This is a genomic window from Mycolicibacterium arcueilense, assembly GCF_058536225.1.
The window spans coordinates 130,126-156,144 of sequence record NZ_JBZTYL010000037.1 but is presented as its reverse complement, the minus strand read 5'-3'; the positions used below and the strand labels follow the sequence as shown (position 1 = coordinate 156,144).

General features: G+C 67.4%; 22 protein-coding genes. 14 read left to right on the top strand and 8 right to left on the bottom strand.

The window, feature by feature from the left end:
* The first annotated feature begins 46 nt into the window (after positions 1-46).
* The 4 genes from AC4LGL_RS32325 (at position 47) to AC4LGL_RS32310 (ending at position 6,433) form a co-directional block, all read left to right on the top strand.
* Complete coding sequence (locus AC4LGL_RS32325; protein WP_491842319.1) at positions 47-538, top strand: DNA-deoxyinosine glycosylase; 492 nt, start codon at positions 47-49, stop codon at positions 536-538.
* A gap of 58 nt (positions 539-596) precedes the next feature.
* Positions 597-1,445, top strand: coding sequence for a sensor domain-containing protein (locus tag AC4LGL_RS32320; protein WP_491842318.1), 849 nt, complete (start codon positions 597-599; stop codon positions 1,443-1,445).
* Positions 1,446-1,595: 150 nt separating this feature from the next.
* The gene (locus AC4LGL_RS32315; protein WP_491842317.1) at positions 1,596-4,763 is read left to right on the top strand and encodes an ATP-binding protein; all 3,168 of its coding nucleotides are present in this window, start codon (positions 1,596-1,598) and stop codon (positions 4,761-4,763) included.
* Positions 4,764-4,870: 107 nt separating this feature from the next.
* The gene (locus AC4LGL_RS32310) at positions 4,871-6,433 is read left to right on the top strand and encodes an HNH endonuclease signature motif containing protein (protein ID WP_491842316.1); all 1,563 of its coding nucleotides are present in this window, start codon (positions 4,871-4,873) and stop codon (positions 6,431-6,433) included.
* 39 nt (positions 6,434-6,472) lie between these two features.
* Here AC4LGL_RS32310 and AC4LGL_RS32305 read toward each other — a convergent pair whose 3' ends face one another.
* On the bottom strand, positions 6,473-7,285 hold the full coding sequence (locus AC4LGL_RS32305; RefSeq protein WP_491842315.1) for an AraC family transcriptional regulator: 813 nt from the start codon (positions 7,283-7,285) through the stop codon (positions 6,473-6,475).
* A 27-nt stretch (positions 7,286-7,312) separates the two neighbouring features.
* On the opposite strand from AC4LGL_RS32305, the gene AC4LGL_RS32300 reads away from it, so the two are divergent.
* From AC4LGL_RS32300 to AC4LGL_RS32290, 3 genes are read left to right on the top strand one after another with little or no spacing between them, the layout of a single operon-like run.
* Positions 7,313-7,783, top strand: a complete 471-nt coding sequence (locus AC4LGL_RS32300; protein WP_491842314.1) for a VOC family protein — start codon at positions 7,313-7,315, stop codon at positions 7,781-7,783.
* A gap of 9 nt (positions 7,784-7,792) precedes the next feature.
* Positions 7,793-8,230: an HIT family protein gene (locus AC4LGL_RS32295; protein ID WP_491842313.1), complete on the top strand. Its 438-nt coding sequence runs from the start codon at positions 7,793-7,795 to the stop codon at positions 8,228-8,230.
* 10 nt (positions 8,231-8,240) lie between these two features.
* A complete protein-coding gene (locus tag AC4LGL_RS32290; RefSeq protein ID WP_491842482.1) occupies positions 8,241-8,684 on the top strand; it encodes a nitroreductase family deazaflavin-dependent oxidoreductase in 444 nt (147 codons plus the stop codon).
* A gap of 23 nt (positions 8,685-8,707) precedes the next feature.
* On the opposite strand, the gene AC4LGL_RS32285 is transcribed toward AC4LGL_RS32290, so the two are convergent.
* Together AC4LGL_RS32285 and AC4LGL_RS32280 are read right to left on the bottom strand one after the other, a co-directional pair.
* A complete protein-coding gene (locus tag AC4LGL_RS32285; RefSeq protein ID WP_491842312.1) occupies positions 8,708-9,757 on the bottom strand; it encodes an LLM class flavin-dependent oxidoreductase in 1,050 nt (349 codons plus the stop codon).
* Between the two features lie 13 nt (positions 9,758-9,770).
* Positions 9,771-10,619 carry a uracil-DNA glycosylase gene (locus AC4LGL_RS32280; RefSeq protein WP_491842311.1) on the bottom strand — a complete coding sequence of 283 codons (849 nt, stop codon included), beginning with the start codon at positions 10,617-10,619 and terminating at the stop codon, positions 9,771-9,773.
* A gap of 69 nt (positions 10,620-10,688) precedes the next feature.
* Between AC4LGL_RS32280 and tap the strand changes: the two genes are divergently transcribed.
* Complete coding sequence (tap, locus tag AC4LGL_RS32275; RefSeq protein ID WP_491842310.1) at positions 10,689-11,918, top strand: multidrug efflux MFS transporter Tap; 1,230 nt, start codon at positions 10,689-10,691, stop codon at positions 11,916-11,918.
* Positions 11,919-11,995: 77 nt separating this feature from the next.
* Complete coding sequence (locus AC4LGL_RS32270; RefSeq protein WP_491842309.1) at positions 11,996-13,360, top strand: FAD-binding oxidoreductase; 1,365 nt, start codon at positions 11,996-11,998, stop codon at positions 13,358-13,360.
* Positions 13,361-13,367: 7 nt separating this feature from the next.
* Here AC4LGL_RS32270 and AC4LGL_RS32265 read toward each other — a convergent pair whose 3' ends face one another.
* Positions 13,368-14,243: a rhomboid family intramembrane serine protease gene (locus tag AC4LGL_RS32265; RefSeq protein ID WP_491842308.1), complete on the bottom strand. Its 876-nt coding sequence runs from the start codon at positions 14,241-14,243 to the stop codon at positions 13,368-13,370.
* A gap of 65 nt (positions 14,244-14,308) precedes the next feature.
* Between AC4LGL_RS32265 and AC4LGL_RS32260 the strand changes: the two genes are divergently transcribed.
* The 3 genes from AC4LGL_RS32260 to AC4LGL_RS32250 are packed head-to-tail and all read left to right on the top strand — an operon-like array spanning position 14,309 to position 17,019.
* The gene (locus AC4LGL_RS32260) at positions 14,309-15,547 is read left to right on the top strand and encodes a cytochrome P450 (protein WP_491842307.1); all 1,239 of its coding nucleotides are present in this window, start codon (positions 14,309-14,311) and stop codon (positions 15,545-15,547) included.
* Positions 15,547-16,137 (top strand): TetR/AcrR family transcriptional regulator, encoded by a 591-nt coding sequence (locus AC4LGL_RS32255; RefSeq protein WP_491842306.1) that lies wholly within the window; start codon positions 15,547-15,549, stop codon positions 16,135-16,137. Before AC4LGL_RS32260 ends, AC4LGL_RS32255 begins: the two co-directional genes overlap by 1 nt.
* Before the next feature lie 45 nt (positions 16,138-16,182).
* The gene (locus AC4LGL_RS32250) at positions 16,183-17,019 is read left to right on the top strand and encodes a DUF5995 family protein (RefSeq protein ID WP_491842305.1); all 837 of its coding nucleotides are present in this window, start codon (positions 16,183-16,185) and stop codon (positions 17,017-17,019) included.
* Between the two features lie 7 nt (positions 17,020-17,026).
* Here AC4LGL_RS32250 and AC4LGL_RS32245 read toward each other — a convergent pair whose 3' ends face one another.
* Genes AC4LGL_RS32245 through AC4LGL_RS32235 form a run of 3 tightly spaced genes read right to left on the bottom strand, consistent with a single transcriptional unit; the run spans position 17,027 to position 20,730 of the window.
* Positions 17,027-17,737, bottom strand: coding sequence for a siderophore-interacting protein (locus AC4LGL_RS32245; RefSeq protein WP_491842304.1), 711 nt, complete (start codon positions 17,735-17,737; stop codon positions 17,027-17,029).
* A 51-nt stretch (positions 17,738-17,788) separates the two neighbouring features.
* Positions 17,789-18,958 carry an acyltransferase family protein gene (locus AC4LGL_RS32240; protein WP_491842303.1) on the bottom strand — a complete coding sequence of 390 codons (1,170 nt, stop codon included), beginning with the start codon at positions 18,956-18,958 and terminating at the stop codon, positions 17,789-17,791.
* Positions 18,955-20,730: a DEAD/DEAH box helicase gene (locus AC4LGL_RS32235; protein ID WP_491842302.1), complete on the bottom strand. Its 1,776-nt coding sequence runs from the start codon at positions 20,728-20,730 to the stop codon at positions 18,955-18,957. The genes AC4LGL_RS32240 and AC4LGL_RS32235 overlap by 4 nt, the downstream gene beginning before the upstream one ends.
* Positions 20,731-20,841: 111 nt before the next feature.
* On the opposite strand from AC4LGL_RS32235, the gene AC4LGL_RS32230 reads away from it, so the two are divergent.
* Both AC4LGL_RS32230 and AC4LGL_RS32225 read left to right on the top strand, forming a co-directional pair.
* Entirely contained in the window at positions 20,842-21,378 is a 537-nt protein-coding gene (locus AC4LGL_RS32230) for an LppP/LprE family lipoprotein (RefSeq protein ID WP_491842481.1), read from the top strand.
* Between the two features lie 40 nt (positions 21,379-21,418).
* The gene (locus tag AC4LGL_RS32225; RefSeq protein WP_491842301.1) at positions 21,419-24,820 is read left to right on the top strand and encodes a TM0106 family RecB-like putative nuclease; all 3,402 of its coding nucleotides are present in this window, start codon (positions 21,419-21,421) and stop codon (positions 24,818-24,820) included.
* Between the two features lie 3 nt (positions 24,821-24,823).
* Here the strand turns inward: AC4LGL_RS32225 and AC4LGL_RS32220 are convergent, their stop codons facing one another.
* Positions 24,824-25,801 carry an amidohydrolase family protein gene (locus AC4LGL_RS32220; protein ID WP_491842300.1) on the bottom strand — a complete coding sequence of 326 codons (978 nt, stop codon included), beginning with the start codon at positions 25,799-25,801 and terminating at the stop codon, positions 24,824-24,826.
* Between the last annotated feature and the right edge of the window lie 218 nt (positions 25,802-26,019).

The window sequence follows — 26,019 nt, the reverse complement described above, 5'->3', positions numbered from 1 at the left end:
CACGCCGTTCGGGGCGCCCGCGTGTGCGCGGGGTATACATGCGAGGGTGTCGGAGCTCCTGCACGGGCTGGACCCCCTCGTCGGGCAGCTGCCCCGAGTGCTGATCCTCGGCAACATGCCGAGCGTGATGTCGTTGGCCTCGGGCCAGTACTACGGCAATCCACGCAACGCGTTCTGGCGAATCGCCGGGGCGCTGTTCGGGTTCGATGCCGCTGCTCCGTATCCGGACCGGGTGAGTGCACTGTGCGCGCACCGCGTCGCGGTCTGGGATGTGCTCCGGTCCTGCCGTCGAGTCGGCAGCCTCGACTCGGCCGTCGAGCGGGACAGCATGGTGCCCAACGACTTTGCGGCATTCTTCGCCGCCCACCCCACCGTTGAACGGTTGGTATTCAACGGCGCTGCCGCGGAGACCAACTACCGGCGCCTGGTCGGCACTCCCCCGTTGCCCAGCCTGCGGGCTCCCTCGACCAGTCCCGCCCAGACCATGCGCTTCGAGGGCAAACTGGCTGCCTGGCGGTCGGCACTGGAGACAATCTGAGCGTATCCGGCGGTTGACGCTCATTGCGGGCCCCGTCGACCGTTACGCTTCGGCCACCATGACGTATCCACCGCAAAGCCCGTGGCCGCCTCAGCCGCCGCCCTGGCCGCCCGCGCCCATGCCCCCGGCCGCACCCGCACCCGCACCGCGGCGTGGCAACAAGACCGTCGCCTGGGTCATCTTGGGAGTGGTGGTGTGTGCCCTACTCGTGGCGGGACTCATGTACTTCCTCGGCACCGGGGAGCAGACCAAGACGGTCAAGGATTCCGCTCTGCAGCGCACCCTGCTGACGCCTGCCGAAGCAGGCAACATCTTGGGAACCCCGTCGCTCGTGGGCGACCCCAATTACGACGACGGCGCCGTTCAGTCCACCTGGGACACCGAGCGCGGGAACGATCCGTGCGTGATCGGCGATCCGGCCACGGCGGGCTGGTACCAGGACACCGGTTCGACGGCGGTACGCCGGCAGTTCCTGCAAGCCCCCGAAGGGAACGAGGCCGGGCAGGAAGTGTTGTTCGACCAGGCGGTGATCGCTTATCCCGACACCGAGACCGCGCGCAAGGTAGTCGAGGACATTCGAGGCAAATGGCAGCAATGCGTGGGCCAGGACGTGACCCAGACCTTTCCAGACGAAGATCCGTGGCCCTGGCATATCGGTGACGTCTCGGAGAGCGATGGCGTGGTCGTGTCGTACGCAACGGACCTCAGCGATGACGCCAACGGCTGGGTATGCCACTTCGGCATGGCACCGCGACACAACGTGGTGGTCCAGACCCAGGTGTGCGGCACTACGGCCAACGCCGATTTCATCGAACAACTGGTGGCGAAGATGAGCCAGAAGGTTGACACCGTCGCGGAATCGAACAAATCGCGTCATCGCCATTTCCGATTCGGACGGCACCACTAGGCGCCCACCGGTCCGGCGTCGACGCAGGTCGTTGCTCGATTCGTCGTTGCTGCGGAAAAGGCCCATCGTGGCGGTGGGCCATCCCCGCCCCTTCGGCGTTGCTGCGTTCTATTCTCGATGCAGCAGGTTCTCCGATGGCGGGGGCTTCGAATGACGGAAACTGCGACGTGCCGCGCGTGTGGCACCGAGCCGCGGGCCGACGCCCGGTACTGCGACGCGTGCGGCGCACCCGTCACGTCCACTCCGGGCGCCGAATACAAGCAGGTCACCGTCTTGTTCGCCGACGTCGTCCGGTCCATGGACATCGCAGCGACCCTGGGCGCCGAACGGCTCCGCGAGATCATGAGCGACCTGTTCAACCACTCCGCCGCCGTGGTCCGCCGATACGGCGGCACCGTCGACAAATTCACAGGTGACGGCATCATGGCCATCTTCGGCGCACCGGTTGCGTTGGAAGACCATGCTTTTCGCTCGTGCCTGGCCGCACTCGAAATCCAGCAGGAGACCGCCCTGCTGGCGGTGCAGGTGACGGCCCGCGACGGCCTCGATCTGCAGCTTCGCATCGGTCTGAGCTCTGGTCAGGTCATCACCGGGGAAGTCGGCACCGACACGATGAGCTACACCGCAATCGGTGAGCACGTAGGCATGGCGCAGCGCATGGAATCGGTCGCGCCGCCCGGTGGAGTGATGCTCACCGAGTCGACCGCACGCCTGGTCGCGGACACCATGATGCTGGGCGAGGCTGAGATGGTCCAGGTCAAGGGTGCCGAGCAGCCGATCCGAGCCCGCCGGCTGCTCCAGCTCAATTCCGCACACAACCTGCTCAATGTCGGAGAATCGACCCTGGTCGGCCGGGGCTGGGAATTGTCCGCCGTCGAGGGCATCCTCGAGCGTTCGATGCAGGGGCACGGCAGCATCGTCCTGCTGGTGGGCGGACCCGGTATCGGCAAGAGCCGGCTGGTCAGCGAACTCGCGGCAAAGGCCACCGCACGAGGGGTGCCGGTGCACTCCACATTCTGCGAGTCCCACACCAGTGAAATCCCCTTTCATGCCATCACCGGCCTGCTGCGGGCGGGATTCGGCGTGACGCACCTCGACCGTGAAGCGGCCCGCGCGAAGCTTCGAGACCAGGTTCCCGACGACACCACAGAGAGCCTGGAGCTACTCGACGACCTGCTCGGCATCGGCGACCCCGACGTCGTTCTGCCGACGATCGACCCCGATGCCCGGCGGCGGCGGCTCACCACCCTCGTCAACGCCGCGTCGCTGGCGCGGAGCGCCCCGGCGGTCTATGTCGTCGAGGATGCCCACTGGATCGACGGGGTCAGCGAATCGATGCTGGCGGACTTCCTGTCGGTGACACCGCAGACGCCGTCGCTGGTCGTGATCACCTACCGCCCCGAATACCACGGCGCGCTCAGCCATGTCCATGGCGCGCAGACGATAGTGCTTTCACCACTGGATGATTCCGAGACCTCGGCCTTGATCAAGGAAATGCTGGGAACCGGCGACGGGGTCGCCGACCTGACCGACACCATCGCCGGGCGGGCTGCCGGGAACCCGTTCTTCGCCCTCGAGATCGTGCGCGACCTGGCCGAACGGGGCCTGCTCCGCGGCGAACGCGGCGCCTACGTGCTGTCCGACGGACAGGGTCGCGTGAGCGTGCCTGCCACGCTGCAGGCCACCATCGCCGCGCGGATCGACCGGCTGGCCCCGGCGGCCAAGCGAACGCTGAGCGCTGCTGCGGTGATCGGGTCCCGGTTCAGCGCGGGTCTGTTGGCCTGCCTGGACACCGAACCCATCTTCGAGGATCTGATCGAGGCCGAGCTGATCGATCAGGTGCAGTACACGCCGTACGCGGAGTTCGCATTCCACCACCCGATGGTGCGGACCGTCGCCTACGAATCACAGCTGAAATCCGATCGCGCTGAACTGCATCGGCGCCTCGCCGAAACCATAGCCGCACGCGAACCCGAATTGGCCGACGAGAACGCTGCGTTGATCGCCGAACACCTGGAAGCTGCCGGCGACCTGCATGCCGCATACAGCTGGCACATGCGCGCCGGAGCGTGGGCGAACAACCGGGATTCCGCTGCGGCCCAGCTGTGTTGGGAGCGTGCCCGCCAGATCGCCGACCTGCTGCCCTCCGATGATCCCGATCGGGCTGCGATGCGGATAGCTCCGCGCACTCTGGTGTGCGGTAATGGCTTCCGTAGCAAGGTGGGGGTCTCGGGCGCTCGGTTCGAAGAGCTGCGGGAGCTGTGCGAGGCGGCCGGAGACAAAGCCTCACTGGCGGTCGGCATGGCCGGGCTCACCGGCGAACTGATGCTGCAGGGGCGGGTGCGCGAAGCGTCACAGCAGGTGTCCGAGCACATGTCCCTGATCGAATCCATCGGCGACCCGGCGCTCACGGTCGGCTTGTCGGCGACCCCGATCTCGCTCAAGATCGAGAGCGGCGAAATGGGTGAGGTGCTGCGCTGGTCACAGATGGCCATCGATATGGCCGACGGCGACGCCACCAAGGGCAATTTCATCGTCGGCTCACCGCTGGCAGCGGCGTTCGCCGCGCGAAGCATCGCCAAATGGGCTCTGGGCCTTGATGGTTGGCGCGCTGACCTCGATCATGCGCTCGCCATGGCACGCAACACCGACAGGTTCACCCACGCTCTCGTCATCACCTGGACGTACTTCACCACGGTGTCCTGCGGAGTACTGCTCGCCAGCGATGACGCGATGCGCGACATCGACGGTGCCCTGCAGATCACCGAGGGGGCCGGCGACGACATCGCGCTCGGCCTGGCGCGCGTGACCATGGGATACGCCTTGCTGAACCGAGATTCACCGGCCGACCGCGAGCGAGGATTGACCATCCTCGGCCAGGTTCGCCAGATGTGCGTCAGCGGACGGTTCTATATGTCCGAGCTGGTCGGCATCGATGTCTACACCGCGCGCGAACGGGCCAAGCGCGGAGATCGGGCCGGGGCCATCCGGGTGCTGCGCGAAGCGATCGACGACCTCTTCCACAGCGGGCAGCTCCCGTACAACATCTTGGCGACCGGAATCCTCGCCGAGGCCCTGCTGGATCGGGGCGCCGAGGGCGATGTGGCCGAGGCCGAGGCGGCGATCGCGAGACTGGCCGCGGCCCCGGCCGAGGACGGCCTGATCATTCGCGACATCATGCTGCTGCGGGTCCGGGCGCTCATCGCCCGCGCCAAGAGCGACGACGCGAGCTACCGCACATACCGCGACGAGTACCGCGATATGGCGACCCGGCTCGGCTTCCAGGGGCATATGGCACAGGCCGCGGCACTGCCCTGACTGCGCGGCACTCGGCGGATTCGCCGTCGCGTGCCTCTGCCTGTGGACGGATCGTGCGCTGTGGATAACCTCTGCCCGCGTCGGCGGGTCGGAGTATCATCGAACATGTGTTCGACGATAATTCCGACGCGGCGCTGATCGACAAGGTCGGTGCTGCCACGCGGGCGGAGTCGGTGGCGATCGCGACACGTCTAGCCGCGATCGGGGCGTTGGACACCCTGCGTGAACAAGAACTGATCGACAGCATTTTGTGGCGCACCGATCCGTTCGAGGAGGTGTGCGCCGAGGTGTCGGCGGCGATGCGGATCAGTCGTGGCCGCGCCGGTACTCAGGTGCATCACGCCCGGGTGTTGCGCGACAAACTGCCCCAGGTGGCGGCGCGGTTCGCGGTCGGGGACATCGACTACCGGGTGGTGCGGATGATCATCGCCCGCACCGAGATCGTGGATCCGTCGGTGTGGGTGGGTTTGGATGCCGAACTGGCCGCCCGGGCGGATCGGTGGATGCGGTTCTCCGAGCGCCAGTTGCGGGATCGGATCGATCAGTGGGTCGCCAAACTGGATCCGAACGGGGAGCGGGTGCCGCCGGATCTGACCGAGGAACGGTTTGTGCAGATCGAACCAGGCAGCCCAGGTAAAGCCACGGTGTGGGCCAACGTCGATGCCTGCGATGCCGCGGCCCTGGATCAACGCCTGGATGCGCTGGCCGCGACGGTGTGCGAGCACGATCCCCGCACCCACGACCAGCGCCGCGCCGATGCGGTGGGACCGCTGGCGCGGCTGGAAGCCCAACTGGCCTGCCGGTGCGGGCGCGAGGATTGCCCGGCCGGGCAGAATCGGGCGGCTGCCGATGCGGCGGTGCTTCATGTGTTGGCCAATCGAGCCACTGTGGATGGCACGTCGAATGATCCGGGGTATATGCCCGGGTACGGGATCCTGCCCGCCGAGAGTGTGCGGGACTTGGCGGGTTCGGCGAAGATCAAGCCGGTGGTGGTGCCGACGCCGGAGAACACCGCCGACACCTCGGACACTGAAGCGACGGGCACCGCAGCGACGGCCAGCACTGACGCTGCCGGGGATGTGGAAGGCGAGGACCCTGCCGGCGCGGAGGCCACGACCGACACGGCCAACACTGGCGAGCCGGGTTATCGCCCGTCGGTGGCGCTCTCGGAGTTCATCCGCTGGCGTGACCTGACCTGTCGGTTCCCAGGTTGTGATGCGCCGGTGGATCGCTGCGATATCGACCACAGCGCACCCTGGCCCGCCGGCCCCACGCACCCGTCGAACACCAAATTGTATTGCAGGGCACACCATTTGGTGAAGACGTTTTGCCCGGGGTGGTCGGATCGTCAATTCCCCGATGGCACAGTCGAAATCACCACACCGGCCGGGCACACCTACACCACCGAACCCCACGGCGCCGGAATGTTCCCGGACCTGGGCCGGCCGACCGGGGACCTGAATCTTCCCGAACCTCAGGATCCGCACCCGAAATCGAGCCCCAACCGGGCGGCGAGGATGCCCAAACGCACACAAACCCGCGAACAAGACCGCCAAGACCGCATCGCCGAAGAACGAGCGCTACGCGCCGAATTCAACAAGGACCTCGAAAACGAACGCGCCTACCAAGCCTGGCTCGCCGAAGAATACGGACCACCCCCACCCTTCTGAGCGGGATGCGCTCTGTCCTTGTTGGCGCAGGGGCCACTGTCACTCATCTGCGACATGTGTGTGCCGGGCGGCGTACTCCCCCGGTGTGCTGCCGAGCATGGACCGGAAGTCGTTGATGAAATGGGCCTGGTCATACCAGCCGAGTCGCACTGCGAGATCAGCGAAGTCGACTCCGGGCACGGTCTCGATCTCCAAAGCCGCCTGCTGCAACCGATATCGGCACAGTACCCATTTGATCGTCACCCCTACATAGCGCCGGAACACCCGCTGCGTGGTTCGCGTACTCCACGGCGAGAGCTCCATGACCTGCTCCACGCGCTGCAATGTCGCGTCGTCACGCATCCGGTCGATCAGCGGGCAGAGCGCGCGATAGGTCGGGTCTGGCTCACCGGCCATCGCACCGATCGCCTCGTCGAGATCCGGTGCGCCCAACAATCCGTCGTCCACCGGCACCACGCGGCCGGTCATCGCGGCAGCATCCCCACCGAAACGGCCAACGAAACCACCGGGACGAAATCGCGCCCCCACCACGCCGCCCCGACCGCTGATCGTGATGCGGAAAACCTCGGGTACCACCCCGTGCAACAACGTGGCGGGCAGCCGATGACCATGACGCACAACATCATCGCCCCACTCGCGGGTGAGATGCATGGCAGGGAAGGTGATCACCGTGCTCTCGAACGGACCTGCCTCATGCCGGTCCCAAGTCACCGACCAGAAGTGCTCGACGAAGCGGGCGGCCGCCTCCGATGGCGCCCAACGCTGGAGGTCGAATGCCGAGGCACTGCCCGCACGGCCGACCACGCCGCGCATCGGCGCGTTCTGCTGTGACGCGTTTTTCCAAGCCGGCATCAACCCCAGCCTACGAAACTGGTCGACATGAGTGTCACACCGATTCCCGAGGGCTACACCAGCCTGACCCCGTTCATCTGCGTCGACGGCGCTGCCGACGCGATCGCGTTCTACCAGAACGTGTTCGGTGCCACGGTCATCGAGCGGATGGACGGCGCTGACGGCACCGTTTCGCACGCCGAACTGGATTTCGGCAACGGCCGGCTGCAACTCGGCGACCCACAGGAGGCGTTTCAGATCGCCGCTCCCCCGCAGGGTGCCCCAGCGACGTATTCGATGGGGCTGTACTGCCCCGACGTCGACGAGGTGGTGGCCCGCGCAGAGAAGGCCGGGGCGACCATTCGCGAGCCTGCGCAGACGTTCGTCACCGGTGACCGGTTCGCGTCGGTCCTCGACCCGTTCGGTCTGCGCTGGACCGTCATGACCCGCGTCGAAAACCTCACGCCGGCCGAACGCGAACGACGCGTCGCCGAATGGGCGGCCACCGCCGGCGGCTAACGTGGCGGGATGTCTTGCGTGTTCTGCGCCATCGTCGCAGGTGATGCCCCCGCCATCCGCATCTACGAGGACGACGACTACCTGGGCATCCTCGACATCAGGCCGTTCACCCGCGGACACACCCTGGTGATCCCGAAGCGCCACAGCGTCGACCTGACCGATACGCCGGCCGAGACCGTGGCTGAGATGGCCCGCATCGGTCAACGCATCGCGCGTGCAGCCCGCCGATCCGGGCTGCACGCCGACGGCAACAACATCGTGATCAATGACGGCAAAGCCGCCTTCCAGAGCGTCTTCCACATCCATCTGCACGTCGTGCCGCGCCAAACCGGCGACAAGCTGTCCTTCGTCAAGGGCATGATGGTGCGCCGCGACCCGGACCGCGAGGAGTCGGGACGCCTGTTACGTGCGGCGCTGGCGGAGCTCGACGAATCCGCGCAGGATTGAGCCCATGAGCATGCCCTGGTGGGAGCGGTACATCGGCCTCCCGATGTTGATGTTGCACGACAAGATCTACAAAGCCACCGACGGCCGGATCGGGCACACGATTCCGGGTGGCCCGTCGACGCTGATCCTGCATACCGTCGGAGCCAAAACCGGCCAGCAGCGCGCGAATTCGCTGGCCTATGCGAAGGACGGCGCCGACTACCTCGTGGTGGCATCCAAAGGCGGCGAGCCCACGGCTCCGGGCTGGTACCACAACCTGAAGGCCAAACCGCAGGTCGAGATCAACGTCGGCCCCAAGCGATTCGGCGTCACCGCCAAACCTGTGTTGCCCGGCGACCCCGACTACCCGCGTCTGTGGGACATCGTGAACGACATGAAGGGCAACAAGAACCGCTACATCGGCTACCAGAAGCGGACGACGCGCCCGATTCCGGTGGTCGTGCTGACGCCCTAGTCGCGCTGACGCCTCAGCGGCGTCTAGAACAACTCCTTGGCCAGCAGTTCCAGGGTTGTGTCACGGGCAGTCGCGGTCGCCGGATCGGCGCCGCGGCGAGCCGAGCCCACGGGGTTGACCATCACCTCGTCGACGTCGAATTCCTCGGCCAAGGCCCGGACCTGCTCTGCCGCCTCGGTAGGTGAACCGACCACGGCGCGCGCAAGCCCGGAGGCCACAACGGCCTGCGCCTGCGGGGTCATGGTCGTCGCCTCGGCATCCTCGACGAGATCGAGGGCGCCGAGCGGCTGGCCGGTGCGGAGCCGGCCCATCATCTGCAACTGCGGGAGAAGCAGGGCCCTGGCCTCTTCGCTCGTCTCGGCCACCGAGGCGTTGACGGTCAGGAAGGTCACCGGCTCGGACGCCAGATCGCTGGGCTGGAACTCGTCGCGGTAGACGGCCAGCGCCTCGGCGGTGCCGTGCCCGGAGAAATGGTGGGCGAAGACGTACGGCAGCCCCTTGGCCGCGGCCAGGTGCGCTGAGTACATCGACGAGCCGAGCAGCCACATCCGCGGTTCGGTGACCGCGGCGGGCGTCGCCTTGAGCACGTAATTCTCCCGCATCAGGTCGCGCGGCAACGGCACCCGGACACCGCGCGTACCCATCAAGGCCACCACGTCGTCGAGGTACTGCGGGAACGCCTCGATGTCGCGATCGTCGCGCCCGGCGGCGCCGCGCAGCGCCAGCGAGGTGACCGGGTCCGATCCCGGCGCGCGTCCGATGCCGAGGTCGATGCGGCCCGGATTGGCGGCCTCCAGCAGCGCGAACTGTTCGGCCACCGCCAGCGGGGCGTGGTTGGGCAGCATCACCCCGCCAGACCCCAGCCGCAGCTGCGTGGTGTGTGCGGCGAGATGCGCGATCAGCACCGGCGGGCTGGTGGCGGCCACGGCGGGCATGTTGTGGTGCTCCGCGAGCCAGTAGCGGGTGTATCCGAGCCGGTCAGCGGTCTGCGCCAGGTGTGTCGTGGCCGTCAGGGCATCGGCGGTGGACTGGTCGGTGCGAACCGGGACGAGGTCGAGGACAGAAAGCCGCATGACAGCGTCAACGTCACGAGCGGCCCGGTTCGTTCCCGTCCGCCTCGGTCACCAGGTGCTCGGCTGTGACGAAGATGTCGTCGAGCATGGCAGGCGTGAGCCGGCCGGTGAAGGTGTTCTGCTGGCTGGGGTGGAAGCACCCGAGCAGCGTGATCGGGCCGTACGCCGAGGTCAGCGACGCCGTTGCACCATGGCCGAACTTCGGGGCGGGTTTGGGGCGGTCCCCGATCAACTCCAGCGCCGCCCGCCAGGCAAAGCCTCCCAATGCGATGACCACGCGGACCGACGGTCCGGCCAGCCGCCATTCGGCCTGCAGCCATGGCGCGCAGGTGGCCCGCTCGGCCGGAGTGGGCGCGTTCGCCGGAGGAGCGCAGCGCACCGCGGCCGCCATCCGGGTGCCGGCCAACTGCAGGCCGTCGGCCGCGTCGACACTCTCGGCCTGGTTCGCCAATCCTGTCCGGTGCAGCGCGGCGAACAGGAAATCCCCCGAACGGTCGCCCGTGAACACGCGGCCGGTGCGGTTGGCGCCCTGCGCGGCCGGCGCCAGGCCGACGATGAAGATCCGCGGCTGCTCCGAACCGAACCCCGTCGCCGGCCGACCCCAATAAGGTTGATCGGCAAAGGATTTCCGTTTGGCGATCGCCACCTCTTCGCGCCAGGTGACCAATCTGGGGCAGGCCCGGCACACGGAGATCAGCGCGTCCAACTCGTCCATCGACCCGGCCCCGGCCGCCAGCCGCCGCACCTGCGCGGCGGTCTTCGCCACCGGAGTGGAAGGGGTGGCCGGATCACCGGGCCAGCCCGAGCCTGGCGGTACCGGGGACGTGAACAGTTCTCCGGTCCTTGGATGAGCGAGCTCCATCAACTCACTGTGCCCGAAATTCCGTCGCGACGGGTGCGGGCACGCTGCTAGATTCGGCCGCGATAGCCCATGACCGACACCAAGCGCGGCCCACTGCTGCTGATCCTGTTCGCCGCGCTGATGGCCGGGGCGGGCAATGGCATCACGATCGTCGCGTTCCCCTGGCTGGTGTTGCAGCGCAACGGTTCCGCGCTCGACGCATCGATCGTCGCGATGGCCGGGACCCTGCCGTTGCTGGTCGCCACGCTGATCGCCGGGGCCGCCGTGGACTATCTGGGCCGTCGACGGGTCTCGATGATCTCCGATCTCCTGTCGGCCCTGTCCGTGGCGGCGGTTCCGACGCTGGCCCTGACCTTCGGGGTGGACGCGGTGAATGTCGCGGTGCTGGCAGCTCTGGCCGGCCTGGGTGCCTTCTTCGATCCGGCCGGGATGACGGCCCGCGAGACCATGCTGCCCGAGGCCGCCGGCCGCGCGGGGTGGACGTTGGACCACGCCAACTCCGTGTACGAGGCGGTGTTCAACCTGGCCTACATCGTCGGCCCGGGCATCGGCGGCCTGTTGATCGCCACCCTCGGCGGGATCAACACCATGTGGGTGACCGCCGGGGCGTTCTGCTGTTCGATCCTGGCCATCTCGATCCTGCGACTCGAAGGCGCGGGCACCCCGGACCGCTCCATGCTGACCGACGGCGTCGTCGCCGGCATCATCGAAGGGCTTCGATTCGTCTGGCGCACACCGGTATTGCGCACCCTGGCGATCGTCGACCTGGTGGCCACCGGGCTGTACATGCCGATGGAGTCGGTCCTTTTCCCGAAATACTTCACCGACCGCAACGAGCCGGCCGAGCTGGGCTGGGTGCTGATGGCGCTGAGCATCGGCGGGCTGCTGGGCGCGCTGGGCTACGCGGTGATGTCGAAGTACATGAGCCGACGGGCCACCATGCTGACCGCGGTGATCACGCTCGGCGTGGCGATGACGGTCATCGCGTTCCTGCCACCGCTTCCACTGATCCTGGTGCTGTGCGCGATCGTCGGGTTCGTCTACGGTCCGATCGCGCCCATCTACAACTACGTCATGCAGACCACCGCCCCGCAGCACCTGCGCGGCCGCGTGGTCGGCGTGATGGGTTCACTGGCCTACGCCGCCGGCCCGCTCGGGCTGATCCTGGCCGGGCCGCTGGCCGACGCCGCCGGCCTGCACGCGACGTTCCTAGCCCTGTCCCTGCCGATGCTGGTGCTGGGCCTCGTCGCGGTCTTCCTGCCGGCGCTGCGCGCCTTGGACTCCGCTCGTCAGCACTGACTCCGCGCCCACGGTGAGAAACTGCGGGTGATCAGCGCCCTCGCCGCAGAGTCAACGGTCCGAACTACGATTCCGGTGTGGAATCCGCGCTGTCGAGGTTGATCGCCGAACTGCCCGAGGGGGTCGTGGTCACCGACCCCGACATCCTGGCCTCCTACCGCCAGGACCGGGCAACCGATCCAGCGGCAGGTACCCCGCTGGCGGTGGTTCGGCCGACCCGCACCGAGGAAGTCCAGACCGTGCTGCGCTGGGCCGGCGAGCACCGGGTGGCCGTCGTGCCACGCGGCGCGGGCACCGGCCTGTCCGGCGGAGCGACGGCACTCGACGGCGGCATCGTGCTGTCCACCGAGAAGATGCGCGACATCACCGTCGACCCGGTCACCCGCACCGCCGTCGTGCAGCCCGGACTGCTCAACGCCGAGGTGAAGAAAGCCGTTGCCGCACATGGACTGTGGTACCCGCCCGACCCGTCGTCGTTCGAGATCTGCAGCATCGGCGGCAATGTCGCCACCAACGCGGGCGGGCTGTGCTGCGTCAAGTACGGCGTGACCACCGACTACGTGCTGGGCCTCCAGGTGGTGCTGGCCGACGGAACCGCGGTACGCCTCGGCGGCCCACGGTTGAAAGACGTTGCAGGACTGAGCCTGACCAAACTGTTCGTCGGCAGCGAGGGCACCCTGGGCGTGGTCACCGAAGCAACACTCCGGTTGCTGCCACCCCAGCACGCGCCGTGCACCGTGGTGGCCACGTTCGATTCGGTGGAGGCTGCCTCGAATTCGGTCGTCAAGATCACCGGCAGGATCCGGCCGTCCATGCTGGAGTTCATGGACTCGGTGGCCATCAACGCTGTCGAGGACAAGCTGAAGATGGGCCTGGATCGCAACGCCGCGGCGATGATGGTGGCCGCCTCTGACGATCGCGGCGCCGCGGGTGCCGACGACGTGGCGTTCATGGCCGAGGTGTTCACCGAATGCGGTGCCACCGAGGTGTTTTCCACGTCTGACCCGGACGAGGGTGAAGCGTTCGTGGCAGCCCGCCGCTTCGCCATCCCGGCGGTGGAGGCCAAAGGGTCATTGTTGCTAGAGGATGTCGGGGTCCCGCTACCCGCGCTGGCCGAGTTGGTGACGGGGGTGGCGAAGATCGCCGACCAGCGGCAACTGCTCATCTCGGTGATCGCCCATGCCGGTGACGGGAACACCCATCCGCTGATCGTGTTCGACCCCTCCGACACGGATGAGGCGCAACGTGCCCAACTTGCCTTCGGCGAGATCATGGACCTCGCCGTCGGCCTGGGCGGCACCATCACCGGCGAGCACGGCGTGGGCCGGCTCAAACAGCCGTGGCTGGCCGGCCAGATCGGCCCGGACGCCGTGGAACTCAATCACCGGATCAAGCGGGCCCTGGACCCACACAACATCCTCAACCCGGGCGCAGCGATCTAGCCCGGACTCAGGCCGCTGCGAACATGGTCAGCAGATGGCTTGTGCGCCAGGCGATCAACGCAAGGAATACCAGTAGCACCGCCACCGAGACGCCGGCCTGGACGGCATTTCGACGCGCGCTCGGGGCATACACGTAGGCCGCAGCGATCCCCGCGCCGGTGATCAGGCCGCCGACGTGACCCTGCCAGCTGATCGCCCCGGTTCCCAGTGCGGGCCCGGCGAACGTGAACACCAGGTTGATGACGACGACCGCGGCGATCATCCGGACGTCGAGATTGAGTTTGCGGGCGACGACGAAGATCGCACCGAACAGACCGAAGATCGCCCCGGATGCGCCGGCGGTCGGGACGTTGACCGGCGTGAGCAGATACACCAACACCGAACCGCCCACGGCGCTCAGCGCATACAACGCCCCGAATCGCAGCCGGCCCAGCCACTGTTCGAGCGGCGGACCCACCACGTAGAGCGCCCACATGTTGAACAACAGGTGCATGAGGCCGTAGTGCAGAAAGGCCGAAGTCACGAGGCGGTAGTACTGGTCGTACGCCGCGATCCCAGGGGCCCACAACGTCAGCTCCTCGGTCACCCGGTCCCCCGAGGCCATCTGCAGCACGAACATCACGACATTCACCGCGATCAGCGCGTAGGTCAGGATCGGCGCCCCGCTACGGGCTACCCCGCCGAACTGCGTGCGCTCGGCCCGCACCGACCTGGCGCCCTCGTTGACGCACTCCACACATTGATGGCCGACGGCCGCCGAGCGCATGCACTCGGGGCAGACGGGACGCCCACAACGCGTGCAGCTCACATAGGTGGGACGGTCCGGATGCCGGTAACACGTCGGCGTCTGGGCAGGTAGCTGCGGCGTGCCAGGGGTGTTCATCACGCCCGAGCCTAATGCCGGTCCGACTATTGACACAGATGCCACGACTGTCGTACGAATAAGACATGGCAGCGACTTTGTCTCACAGCTCCGCCCGGTTCGTTCCCGCCGACGCCGACACCTGGCCCAATCCGTGGCCGATGTACGCCGCTCTGCGCGACCACGACCCGGTGCACCACGTCGTGCCCGAGGAGTCGCCGGAGCACGACTACTACGTGCTCTCCCGGCACGCCGACATCTGGGCGGCCGCACGGGACCACGAGACCTTCTCCTCGGCGCAGGGCCTGACGGTCACCTACGGAGAGCTGGACATGATCGGGCTGGCCGACAACCCGCCGTTCGTCATGCAGGACCCACCGGTGCACACCGAGTTCCGCAAGCTGGTCTCGCGCGGGTTCACCCCGCGCCAGGTGGAAGCGGTGGAGCCGAAGGTGCGGGAATTCGTCGTCGAGCGCCTCGAGGGGTTGCGCTCGAATGGCGGCGGGGATATCGCCGCCGAGTTGTTCAAGCCGCTGCCCTCGATGGTCGTCGCGCACTACCTCGGGGTGCCCGAGGCCGACCGGGACCAGTTCGACGGCTGGACAGACGCCATCGTCGCGGCCAACAGCTCGGCCGGCGGTATCACGGCGGCGATGGGCACCGCCGGTGCTGCAGTGGCCTCGATGATGGGCTACTTCTCCGAGCTCATCGAACGTCGCCGCCGCGAGCCCGGCGACGACACGATCTCGCACCTGGTAGCCGCGGGTGTCGGCGCCGACGGCGACATCGCCGGCGTGCTGTCGATCCTGGCCTTTACGTTCACCATGGTCACCGGCGGTAACGACACCACCACCGGAATGTTGGGCGGCGCAGTGCAACTCCTACAGCAACGGCCTGATCAGCGTCAACTTCTGATCGACGACCCCGAGCTGATCCCGGAAGCGGTCGACGAGTTCCTGCGGCTGACCTCCCCGGTGCAGGGCCTGGCCCGCACCACCACCCGCGACGTCACCATCGGCGACACCACCATCCCGGCCGGGCGCAAGACGCTGCTGCTGTACGGCTCGGGCAACCGCGACGAGCGTGAATTCGGCGACAACGCAGCCGAACTCGATGTGCGACGCGCGCCGCGCAACATCCTGACCTTCAGTCACGGTGCGCACTTCTGCCTGGGCGCGGCCGCCGCCCGGATGCAGTCCCGGGTGGCACTGACCGAATTGCTCTCGCGCTACCCCGATTTCGAGGTCGATCTGGATTCGGTGACCTGGGCCGGCGGCAGCTATGTGCGACGGCCGTTCTCCGTGCCGTTCCGAGCCGGGGCCTGATGCCCCGCGACTGGTTGTCGGCCCGGCGGTCCGAAGTGGCCGCCGACCACATCCTCGACGCCGCCGACTCGCTGTTCACCCAGCAGAACGCGGCGACCGTCGGTATGCACGAGATCGCCGCCGCCGCAGGTTGTTCCCGCGCCACGCTGTACCGCTATTTCGAGAACCGCGAGGCGCTCTACACCGCCTACGTGCACCGCGAGGCACGTCGACTGTACGAAGAGGTCAGCGAACAGGTGGCCACGGTCACCGATCCGGCGCAACGCCTGATCGAGGGCGTGATCACCGCGCTGCGGGCGGTGCGTGTCAGCCCGGCACTGTCGTCGTGGTTCGCCACCGCTCAACCGCCGATCGGCGGCGAGATGGCCGAACACTCCGAGGTGATCCGCGCGTTGGTGGAAGGCTTCGTGCGTTCGCTTGCCGGCGAAACGGGGCAGAGCGACGACGCCGTGGGCCGCCGCGCCAGATGGCTGGTGCGCGTCATGGTGTCGCTGCTGGTCTTCCCCGGCGTCGACGAGGCGGACGAGCGGACCATGCTGGCCGAGTTCGTCGCCCCGCTGGTGATCCCGGCAAAGCTGCGCGCACAGTAGCCAATTGCCGGGCGCGCAGGGCGAACCTGCCCCATACTTTCGAGTATGGCCAGCGACCCGACGCCACTGCCGCCGCTCCCGGCGGTCACCAGCATTGCCGAGGTTGTCTCGGTCATCGACACGGTCACCGACTGGGCCGTGGAAACATCAAGTCGCCTGGGCTATTTCGCCGCCCTGTACAAGCGGATCACCATCGCCGTAGGTACCGCGGTCGAGGCCGGCGCATTCGAGGACGGTCCGCGGATGGACCGGCTCGACTCGGCGTTCGCACAGCGCTACTTCGATGCGCTCAACGGCTACTTCCACCCGGACCGGTACCCGAAACCCACCCGGTCCTGGCGGGCCAGCTTCGAGTGGGCCGACAAACCCGCACCGATCCTGGTGCAGCACATGCTCGCCGGCGTCACCGCCCACATCGTCCTGGACCTCGGCATCGCGGTGCAGGGTCTCGTGGGCGCGGGCCGGCTGCCTTCGCTGCACAAGGATTTCGACACCATCAACGCCGTGCTGGCGAGCCAGATCGCCGGGGTGGTCAACGACATCAACGAGCTGTCACCGGCGCTGGCCGACATCTATGCCGTGCTCCAACAGCATCAGATCTTCGTCCTGAACGAGGCGATCCGCTCCCTGCGTGACAGCGCATGGCGGTTCGCCACGGTGCTGGCGTTGGAACCCGGATTCGCCCGGCCACCGACGATCTGGGCACGAGACCTGCAGGTGAGCCGGCAGGCGCAGGCGGTGTTCGACCCACCCAGCCTGGTCGGCGCCTTCGATCTGGCGATCAAGGAGATCGCCGCACGCGAGAGTCGCGATGTGGCCCACAATGTTCGGGTGCTCGACCAGATCGCCGAGACGCCCGCACCGATCCAGACGGCGTTGTAAAGCGGCGTCAGGCCACCCAGTAGGCCTGCGCCTTGATGGACTTGCGCGGGATCCCGTACTCCTCGCGGAAGACCCGTGCCACGGCCCGGGTGGTGCGGTTGTTGCATGCGACCCAACCGAAATGGTCCGAGGCGTCGAAGGCCGATGCGCTGACGGTCGCCAGCAGATCCTCTTCCGCCCGGTCCACCCAGATGATCTCCGCGCCGCCGGTGACCGGGAGCTCGCGGTCGTCGTCGTACCCGGCCTCCAGGAAGACCCAGGCCGGGGTATCCCCGATCGCGTCCAGCAGTGAGTTGATGGCCGGAAGCGACGCGGTGTCACCGACGATCACATAGCCGGCCGGTGCCGGCTCGGGCAGCGTGAAGTTGCTGCCGAGGACCGTCACGTCCAGGACGTCGCCAGGCTGGGCCGCACGGGCCCAGCGGGTGGCGATGCCGTCGTGCATGGCGAAATCGATGTCCACGGTGCCGGCCTGCGGATCGGCGTTGACCAGGGTGTAGCCCCGCTGATGGGCCTTGCCGTCGTCGGGAAACCAACCCCGCACCCACATCGTCGGGTGTACCCGGTGTTCGGCGAGCAGTTTGTCCGCTTTGAAGTGAAGCCGCAGGTAGTTCGGCGTGAGCTCGGTTCGGCCCGAGACCGTCAGCTCGTAGTCACCGCCCCGCCAGAGTTTGACCAGGGCTCCCTCGAGCCCGCGCGACGCCTTCTGCTCGGCCATGCGTACCTCCCGTGAACCTTCTTGTTAGGTAAGCGTACCCTAACTAAAAGATCAGGAGCGGACGCGCGTGAACCGGTGCAGCAGCCAAGCGGCCGGGATGGTGAACACCATCGTGAGCACGAACAGGTTGAACATCGACCCCGTGTAGACCGGATCGCGCATCACCTCGACCATCACCAACTCCATGATCATCAGGTGGATCAGGAAGATCTCATAGGAGATCTCACCGAGGAAGACCATCGGGCGCGACGCCAGGAACCGGCTGTACCAACCGCGGTCGCCCAGGGCCGGCGGCGCCACCAGCAGAGCCGCGATCACCGCATAGGAGAACGTCTTGACCAACGCCTCGCTCAACTTGGCCGGCGAGGTGGTGGGCTCCCCCGCCAGCGGCGTCGACGCGATGAAGTAACACACCACCGCCAACGGCACGCACACCATGCCATAGCCCCGCACCTTGAGCTGGCCCAGCACGGTCAGCGCCATACCCGCCACGAACCAGGCCATGTATGTGGGCAGCCACAACCGCGCACCGTCGGGCAGGCCCGTGGAATCGTGCACGATCGTCAGCCACAGCGGCGAGACCGCGGCCAGCACCGCCAGGCCGAAGAACAACAACCCCGGCCGCCAGCGCCGTCGGCACAACACCACCAGCAGCAGATAGGCGACCAGCGGCAACACGACGTAGAACGCCGCCTCCACCGCCAGGCTCCACATCTGGGTCAACCCCTGATGCAGATAGGAGAACAGGTAGTTGTCGGTATAGATCTGGGACAGCGTCAGATTGCGGAACAGGCCCATCCACGTGTGGCCGGGATTCGGTCCCGCAGTACGGAAGTGGTAGAGCAGGTAAGCGATCAGCACCGTGACCACGTAGGCCGGCATGATCCGTCGCACCCGGTGCCAGGCGTAGCGCCGCACCGACGGCGCGCGTCCCTCCGTCGCAGCAGCCTTCACCCAAGGCCGGAACAGCAGGAAACCACTGAGCACGAAGAAGATCGGCACACCGATCTCGGCCCGCGAATACACCAGCCCGAGATAGCCCTGCCCGTACTTGCCGGTGGTGTACGCCGCGTGCGTCAGCACCACCAGAATGGCGGCCACCGCCCGGATTCCGGTCAGCGACGCCACCCGCGTGGACCCAGAAGCGCCGGAGACCACCGTGTCTACCGACTCGAGACCACCCTGATCCGACGGCCCCTCCACGCTTCTGGAGACCGTCACTTGCTCTTCCGGTGCGGCTTCCCCGAGCGGTCTTTGTTCTCGGATCGGCCCTTGTACTCCGAACGGCCCTTGTATTCGCGGCGCGGCCCGCGGTCACCCCGGTCGGCGCGCTCACCATGCTCCCGCTCCAGATTGATGAGCATGCCCGAGATCCGGGTGTTCTCCAGGGCTTTGAGCGTCTTGCTCGGCAGCTTCTCCGGCAGTTCCACCAGCGAGTAGTCGCCGCGGATGGTGATGTGGCCGAACTCGTTGCGGTGCAGGCCGCCCTCGTTGGCGATCGCGCCGACGATGTGGCCGGGGCCCACCTTGTGGCGCTTGCCCACCGAGATCCGGTAGGTCGCAAGGCCTTCGCGCGGCGGACGCTCCTTGCGCGGGGACCGCTCGCCCCGATCGTCCCGATCGCGGTCGCGCTCCCGCCGCTTCTCCGGCGGAGGCTCGGTCATCAGGAACTCTTCGCCGTTGCGTGACTGCAGTGCCAGCGCCGCGGCGATATCGGCCATCGGCACGTCGTTCTCGCGCTCGTAGTCCTCGATCAGCCTGCGGAACAGTTCGAGGCCGTCGCCGTTGAGCGAGTCGGTGATCGAGTCGCGGAACTTGGCCACGCGCTGCGCGTTGACGTCGTCGACACTGGGCAGCTCGGCCTCGATGACCTTCGACCGGGTGTGCTTCTCGATCGACTTGAGCAGGTGCCGTTCGCGCGGGGTGACGAACAACAGGGCGTGCCCCGAGCGGCCGGCCCGGCCGGTGCGGCCGATGCGGTGCACGTACGACTCGGTGTCATGCGGGATGTCGTAGTTGACGACATGGGAGATGCGCTCGACGTCCAGACCGCGCGCGGCGACATCGGTGGCGACCAGGATGTCGATCGTGCCGTCCTTGAGCGCGGTGATGGTGCGTTCGCGCTGGGCCTGGTTGATGTCACCGTTGATGGCGGCAGCGGCGAAACCGCGGGCCTTGAGCCGCTCGGCGACCTCCTCGGTGGCCTGCTTGGTGCGGACGAACACGATCATCGCGTCGCCCTCTTCGACCTCGAGCACCCGCGTCAGCGCATCCAGCTTGCGCGCACCCGCCACCTGGATGAACCGCTGGGTGATGTTCTCGGCGGTGGCGGTCTTGGCCTTGACCGTGACCTCGACCGGATCGTGCAGGTACTTGGTGGTGATCTTGCGGATGGCCGGCGGCATGGTGGCCGAGAACAGCGCCACCTGCTTGTACTCCGGGGTGTCGGCGAGGATCCGCTCGACCTCTTCGGCGAAGCCCATCGTGAGCATCTCGTCGGCCTCGTCGAGCACCAGGTAGTCCAGGTTGGACAGATCCAGCGTGCCGCGCTCGAGGTGGTCGATCACGCGGCCCGGGGTGCCCACCACCACCTGGGCGCCGCGGCGCAGTCCGGACAGCTGGACGGTGTAGGACGCACCGCCGTAGATCGGCAGCACGTTGATCTGGGGCAGGTGCGCGCCGTAGCGGCCGAACGCCTCGGCGACCTGCAGGGCCAGCTCACGGGTCGGTGCCAGCACCAGCGCCTGGGTGTTGCGGCTCGTGGTGTCGATCTTGGACAGGATCGGGATGGCGAAGGCAGCCGTCTTGCCGGTGCCGGTCTGAGCCAGCCCGACCACGTCGGAGCCGGCGAGCATCGCCGGAATGGTCGCGGCCTGGATCGCCGAAGGCGACTCGTAGCCGACATCAGTAACAGCCTTCAACACCGCAGGGTCGATCTGCAGGTCGGCAAACGTTGGGGCGGTATCCCCCGAATCCGGGTCTGGCGAGGTCATCGGTTCAGAAGTCTAGTGCCAATCGGCCGGATTCCCGGCCGCGCGCCTGCACAACCCCGCAGCGGGGTCACGGTAGGTTGCCCAACTGTGAAACGGGTCGCAGTGTTCGCCATGGCCCCCGGGGTCGTCGTGGCGGCCGTGCTCACGCTCGCGGGGTGCGGATCGGGGGATTCCACGGTCTCGAAAACCCCCGAGGCCAGCGCCAATCCGGCACCGGCCCCGGCGTCGAAACCGGCCCCCAAGGCCGCCCCCACACCGGCGGCGCCGCAGACCGACCCGTGCTCGGTCAACCTGGCCGCCCCCGAGATCGCGAAGGCCGTCTCCGAATTACCCCGTGACCCGCGCAGCAACCAGGCCTGGAGCCCCGAGCCGGTGGCGGGCAACTACAACGAGTGCGCTCAGCTGTCGGCGGTGATCGTCAAAGCCAACACCAACTCCGAACACCCCAACACCCGGGCCGTGCTGTTCCACCTCGGCAAGTTCATCCCGACCGGCGTGCCCGACACCTACGGCTTCAACGCCATCGACAAGACGGCCAGCACCGGTGACACCGTGGCGCTGCAATACTCCGGCGGATTCCACGGACTGGCCAGCACCGTGAAGTTCCGCTGGAACGGCGGCGGCGTGGAGTTGATGGGCAACACCTAGCCTCCGGCCCGATGTCGGTGCGCTCACCTACAGTGGCAGCGTGTTCGTCACCGACGAAGGCGCGTCGGGGCCGACGGTCATCTACAGCGCGTCGGACCTGGCTGCGGCCGCCCGCTGTGAATATGCCCTGCTGCGCTCGTTCGACGCGCGGTTGGGCCGCGGCCCGGCGGTGTCGTCCGACGACGAATTGCTGGCCCGCACAGCAGAACTCGGCGACGAGCACGAGCAGCGCCACCTCGACGAACTGCGCGCCAACTCTGAGGTGACGGTGATCGGCCGGCCTGCCTACACGGTGGCCGGGCTGACGACGGCCGCCCAGGCCACTCTCGAAGCAGTGCAACGCCGGGCCCCGGTGATCTACCAGGCCGCGATGTTCGACGGGCGGTTCGCCGGGTTCGCCGACTTCCTGATCTGGGACGGCGACCGGTACCGCCTGCGGGACACCAAGCTCTCGCGCTCGGTGAAGGTGGAGGCCTTGCTGCAGCTGGCCGCCTACGCCGATGTGCTGGCCCGCGCCGGCGTGCCGGTGGCCGACGAGGTCGACCTGATCCTGGGCGACGGCGCGGTATCCAGCTACCGCGTCGACGAACTGCTGGCGGTGTACCGGCCACGGCGCGGTGCGTTGCAGACACTGCTCGACGGCCACCTTACCGCCGGCACCGCGGTGTCGTGGTCCGACGAGACGGTGCGGGCCTGCTTCGGCTGCGATGAATGCCAGCAGCAGATCCGCACCACCGACGACCTCTTCCTGGTCGCCGGAATGCGGGCGACCCAGCGCGCTCGTCTCATCGACGCGGGCATCACCACCACGCATCAGCTGGCCGGGCACACCGGCGCCGTGCCCGGGCTGGCCCAGCGGGTGGTGACGGCGCTGACCGGCCAGGCCCGGTTGCAGGTGGCGCCGCGGGTGGACGCCAAGCCGCCGTACGAGGTCGTCGATCCGCAACCGCTGATGCTGCTGCCCGACCCGGACAAAGGTGACCTGTTCTTCGACTACGAGGGCGACCCGCTGTGGACGGTCAACGGTCACGAGTGGGGCCTGGAATACCTGTGGGGCGTTCTCGGCGCGGAGGGCAACTTCCAACCGCTCTGGGCCCATGACCGGGCCAGCGAACGTCAGGTGCTCATCGACTTCCTGGACCTGGTCCGCAAGCGCCGCAAGCGTTTTCCCAAGATGCACATCTACCACTACGCGCCGTACGAGCGCAGTACCCTGCTGCGGCTGGCCGGCCGCTACGGAGTCGGCGAGAACGACGTCGACGACCTGCTGCGCAACGGCATCCTCGTCGACCTTCTGCCGATGGTCCGCAAGAGCATTCGCGTCGGCACCGAGAACTACAGCATCAAGTCGCTGGAGCCGCTCTACATGGGCAACGAGCTTCGCGACGGTGAGGTCACCAAGGCCACCGATTCGATCACCGAGTACGCGCGCTACTGCGCACTGCGGGAGGCCGGTGAGCACGACGAGGCTGCCACGGTGCTCAAGGAGATCGAGGACTACAACCGGTACGACTGCCGATCCACCCACCGGCTGCGGGACTGGTTGATCAACCGGGCGTTCGAAGCCGAGGTTCCACCGCGCGGTCCGCAACCGGTGCGTGACGGAGGGCCGATCGAGAAGGCCGACGCCACCGACCGCAAGCTGCTGAAGTTCGCCGGCGACGGGGTCGACCCGCGCTCCGACGAGCAGCAGGCGGTCGCGATGATCGCGGCAGCCCGGGGTTTCCACAAGCGTGAGGCCAAGCCGTTCTGGTGGAGCCATTTCGACCGGCTCAACAATCCGGTCGACGAATGGGCCGACGGCACAGGTGTTTTCGTCGCCGAAAAAGCACAGGTGGTCGCCGACTGGCACACCCCGCCACGCGCCCGCAAACCGCAACGACAGGTCCTGCTGACCGGCGCCATCGATGCCGGTGAGCTGGGCACCGAGGTGTATGCGCTGTACAGCCCGCCCGCTCCGGCGGGCCTGTCCGACGACCCAGACCGGCGCGGCTTCGGCAGCGCGACCGTCGTCAACTGCGACAACCCGGAGGCACCCACCGAAGTGCTGATCACCGAACGCCAACCCAAGGACGGTGAAGCGTTCACCCAGGTGCCGTTCGCACTCACCCCTGGCCCGCCGATCAACACCAAGCCCCTGCAGGCATCCATCGACAGCACCGCCATCACCGTCGCCGCCGGTCTGCCGAACCTGCCCGCGGATGCGATGACCGATGTCCTGTTACGTCGTCCGCCACGCACCGTCAGCGGCCGTCCGCTACCCCGCAACGGTGACACCGCCGCCGACGTCAGCGCGGCTCTGTTGGATCTGGACTGCTCGTACATCGCGGTGCACGGACCGCCCGGCACCGGGAAAACCCACACCTCGGCGCGGATCATCGCCGGACTGGTCAACCAACACGGTTGGCGCATCGGGATTGTCGCGCAGTCGCATGCGGTGATCGAGCATCTGCTCGAGCAGGTACTCGACGCCGGAGTGGACGCGGCGCAGGTGGCCAAGAAGCGCAAGGGCGCCGACCCGCGGTGGACCGAGATCGGCGAGAACCACTACGCGTCGTTCATCGCCGACCACCCCGGCTGCGTGATCGGCGGCACGGCATGGGATTTCGCGAACGAGACGCGGGTGCCACGGCAATGCCTCGATCTGCTCGTGATCGAGGAGGCCGGGCAGTTCAACCTCGCCAACACCATCGCGGTGGCCCCCGCCGCGCGGAATCTGCTGCTGCTCGGCGACCCGCAACAGCTCCCCCAGGTCTGTCAGGGAACGCACCCGGCACCGGTGGACGATTCCGCGCTGGGATGGCTCGTCGACGGGGCGCATACGCTGCCGGCCGAGCGCGGCTACTTCCTGGATCACTCTTTCCGGATGCATCCGGCGGTGTGCGGCCCGGTGTCGCGACTGTCCTATGACGGCAGGCTGCAGTCGCACGAAAAGGTCAGTGCCGCACGCAGACTCGACGGTATCGAACCCGGCGTCCGGACGCTCGAGGTGGCGCACCTCGGCAATTCGACCGACAGTCCGGAAGAGTCCGCCGCGATCGTCACCGCCATCACCGGCCTGCTGGGCACCACCTGGACCGACGAGAACGGCAGCACCCCGCTGGGGCAGGAGCACTTCCTGGTCGTCACGCCCTACAACGCCCAGGTGACCATGGTGCGGTGCGCCCTCGACGCAGCGGGACTCACCGAGGTGCAGGCCGGCACGGTGGACAAATTCCAGGGCAGACAGGCGCCCGTGGTGTTCGTGTCGATGACGGCGTCCTCGGCCGCCGACGTGCCCCGGGGCATCGGATTCCTGTTGAACCGCAACCGGCTCAACGTGGCGATCAGCCGGGCCAAATACGTCGCCTTCATCGTGCGTTCACCACAGCTCACCGACTATCTGCCCGGTCAGCCGGACAGTCTGATCGCGCTGGGCGCATTCCTGGCCCTGACCGAATGACGGTCAATCCAGACCGAACAGCCGCCGCGCGTTGGAACTCAGGATCGCATCCTTGTCCTGCTGGTCGAGCGACGAGTCGCGAATGTAGCTCACCGCGCGGGTGTATTTGGCGTCCTGGAAGTACGGGTAGTCGCTGCCACACATGATCTGAGAAGCACCGAAAGTTTCCACGGCCAGACGCAGTGACGGTTCGTGGAAGTTCGCCGCGTCGAAGTACATCGATCGCATGATCTCCATAGGGCTGTGCGCAAACGCGTGCCAGTCCTCGAAGTTGTCCTCGATACGGCGGGCGAGGAAGGGCAGGTCGCCACCGAGGTGCGCGACATGCCAGATGATGTTCGGAAAGCGGTGCGGGATATCGGCCTTCATCAGTTGCAGGACAGCGGTCGCGTCCTCCACCGGTGCGCCGTTGACCCAGGCCAGGCCATGGTCGTTGATCGGGCGGCTGAAGGCGCCGCAGCCGGTCGGGTGGATGTAGAGGATCGCGCCGCGCCGATCCAGCTCGGCGTAGAACGGGTCGAACTGCGGGTCCGCCAACGAGCGGCCGCCGGGCAGGAACGTGTTCACCGCCATGCCGACGAATCCGAGTTCATCGAGACAGTAGGCGGTTTCGGCGATGGACTCCGTGACGTGCGGAAGCACCGCCGTCCCATATGCTGCGAAGCGCCCGGGATACCGCTGCAGCAGATTGCGGTAGATGGTGTTGAGTTCGCGGGCCACCGCGGCAGCGGCCCGAACGTCATCGACCATCGGTACTTGCGGTGTGGCGGAAAGGATCTGGGTAGCCACGCCCGCATCGTCCATCATCTTGAGGCGAGCCGCCATGTCCGCGTCCGAGTCGCTCGCCCTTATCCCGCGGGCGATCTCGGTCGACTGCGGATCCACCCCGATGGACTCCAGCCGGTCCAGGATCGATGCCGGGTACACGTGCGCATGAGTATCGACGGCGCGGTTGGCACCCGGCGCCGAGGGATCTGTCATCTCCTGTCCAGCTCCTTCCCGAGCCGCGGAACCACATGCCGAGCTCACCAGGCCGGCACCGACGACCGTTGCCGCCGACCCGACGAGCAGACCCCTCCGGTTGATCGACAATCAGATCGATGTCTCGTTGACGGCCATGGCTGCGATGGTAGCCAGCACGACCGAACCCGCTGCCCGCACGCCGCGCCGGAACGGCCGGCGCATCGGATGTGATACAC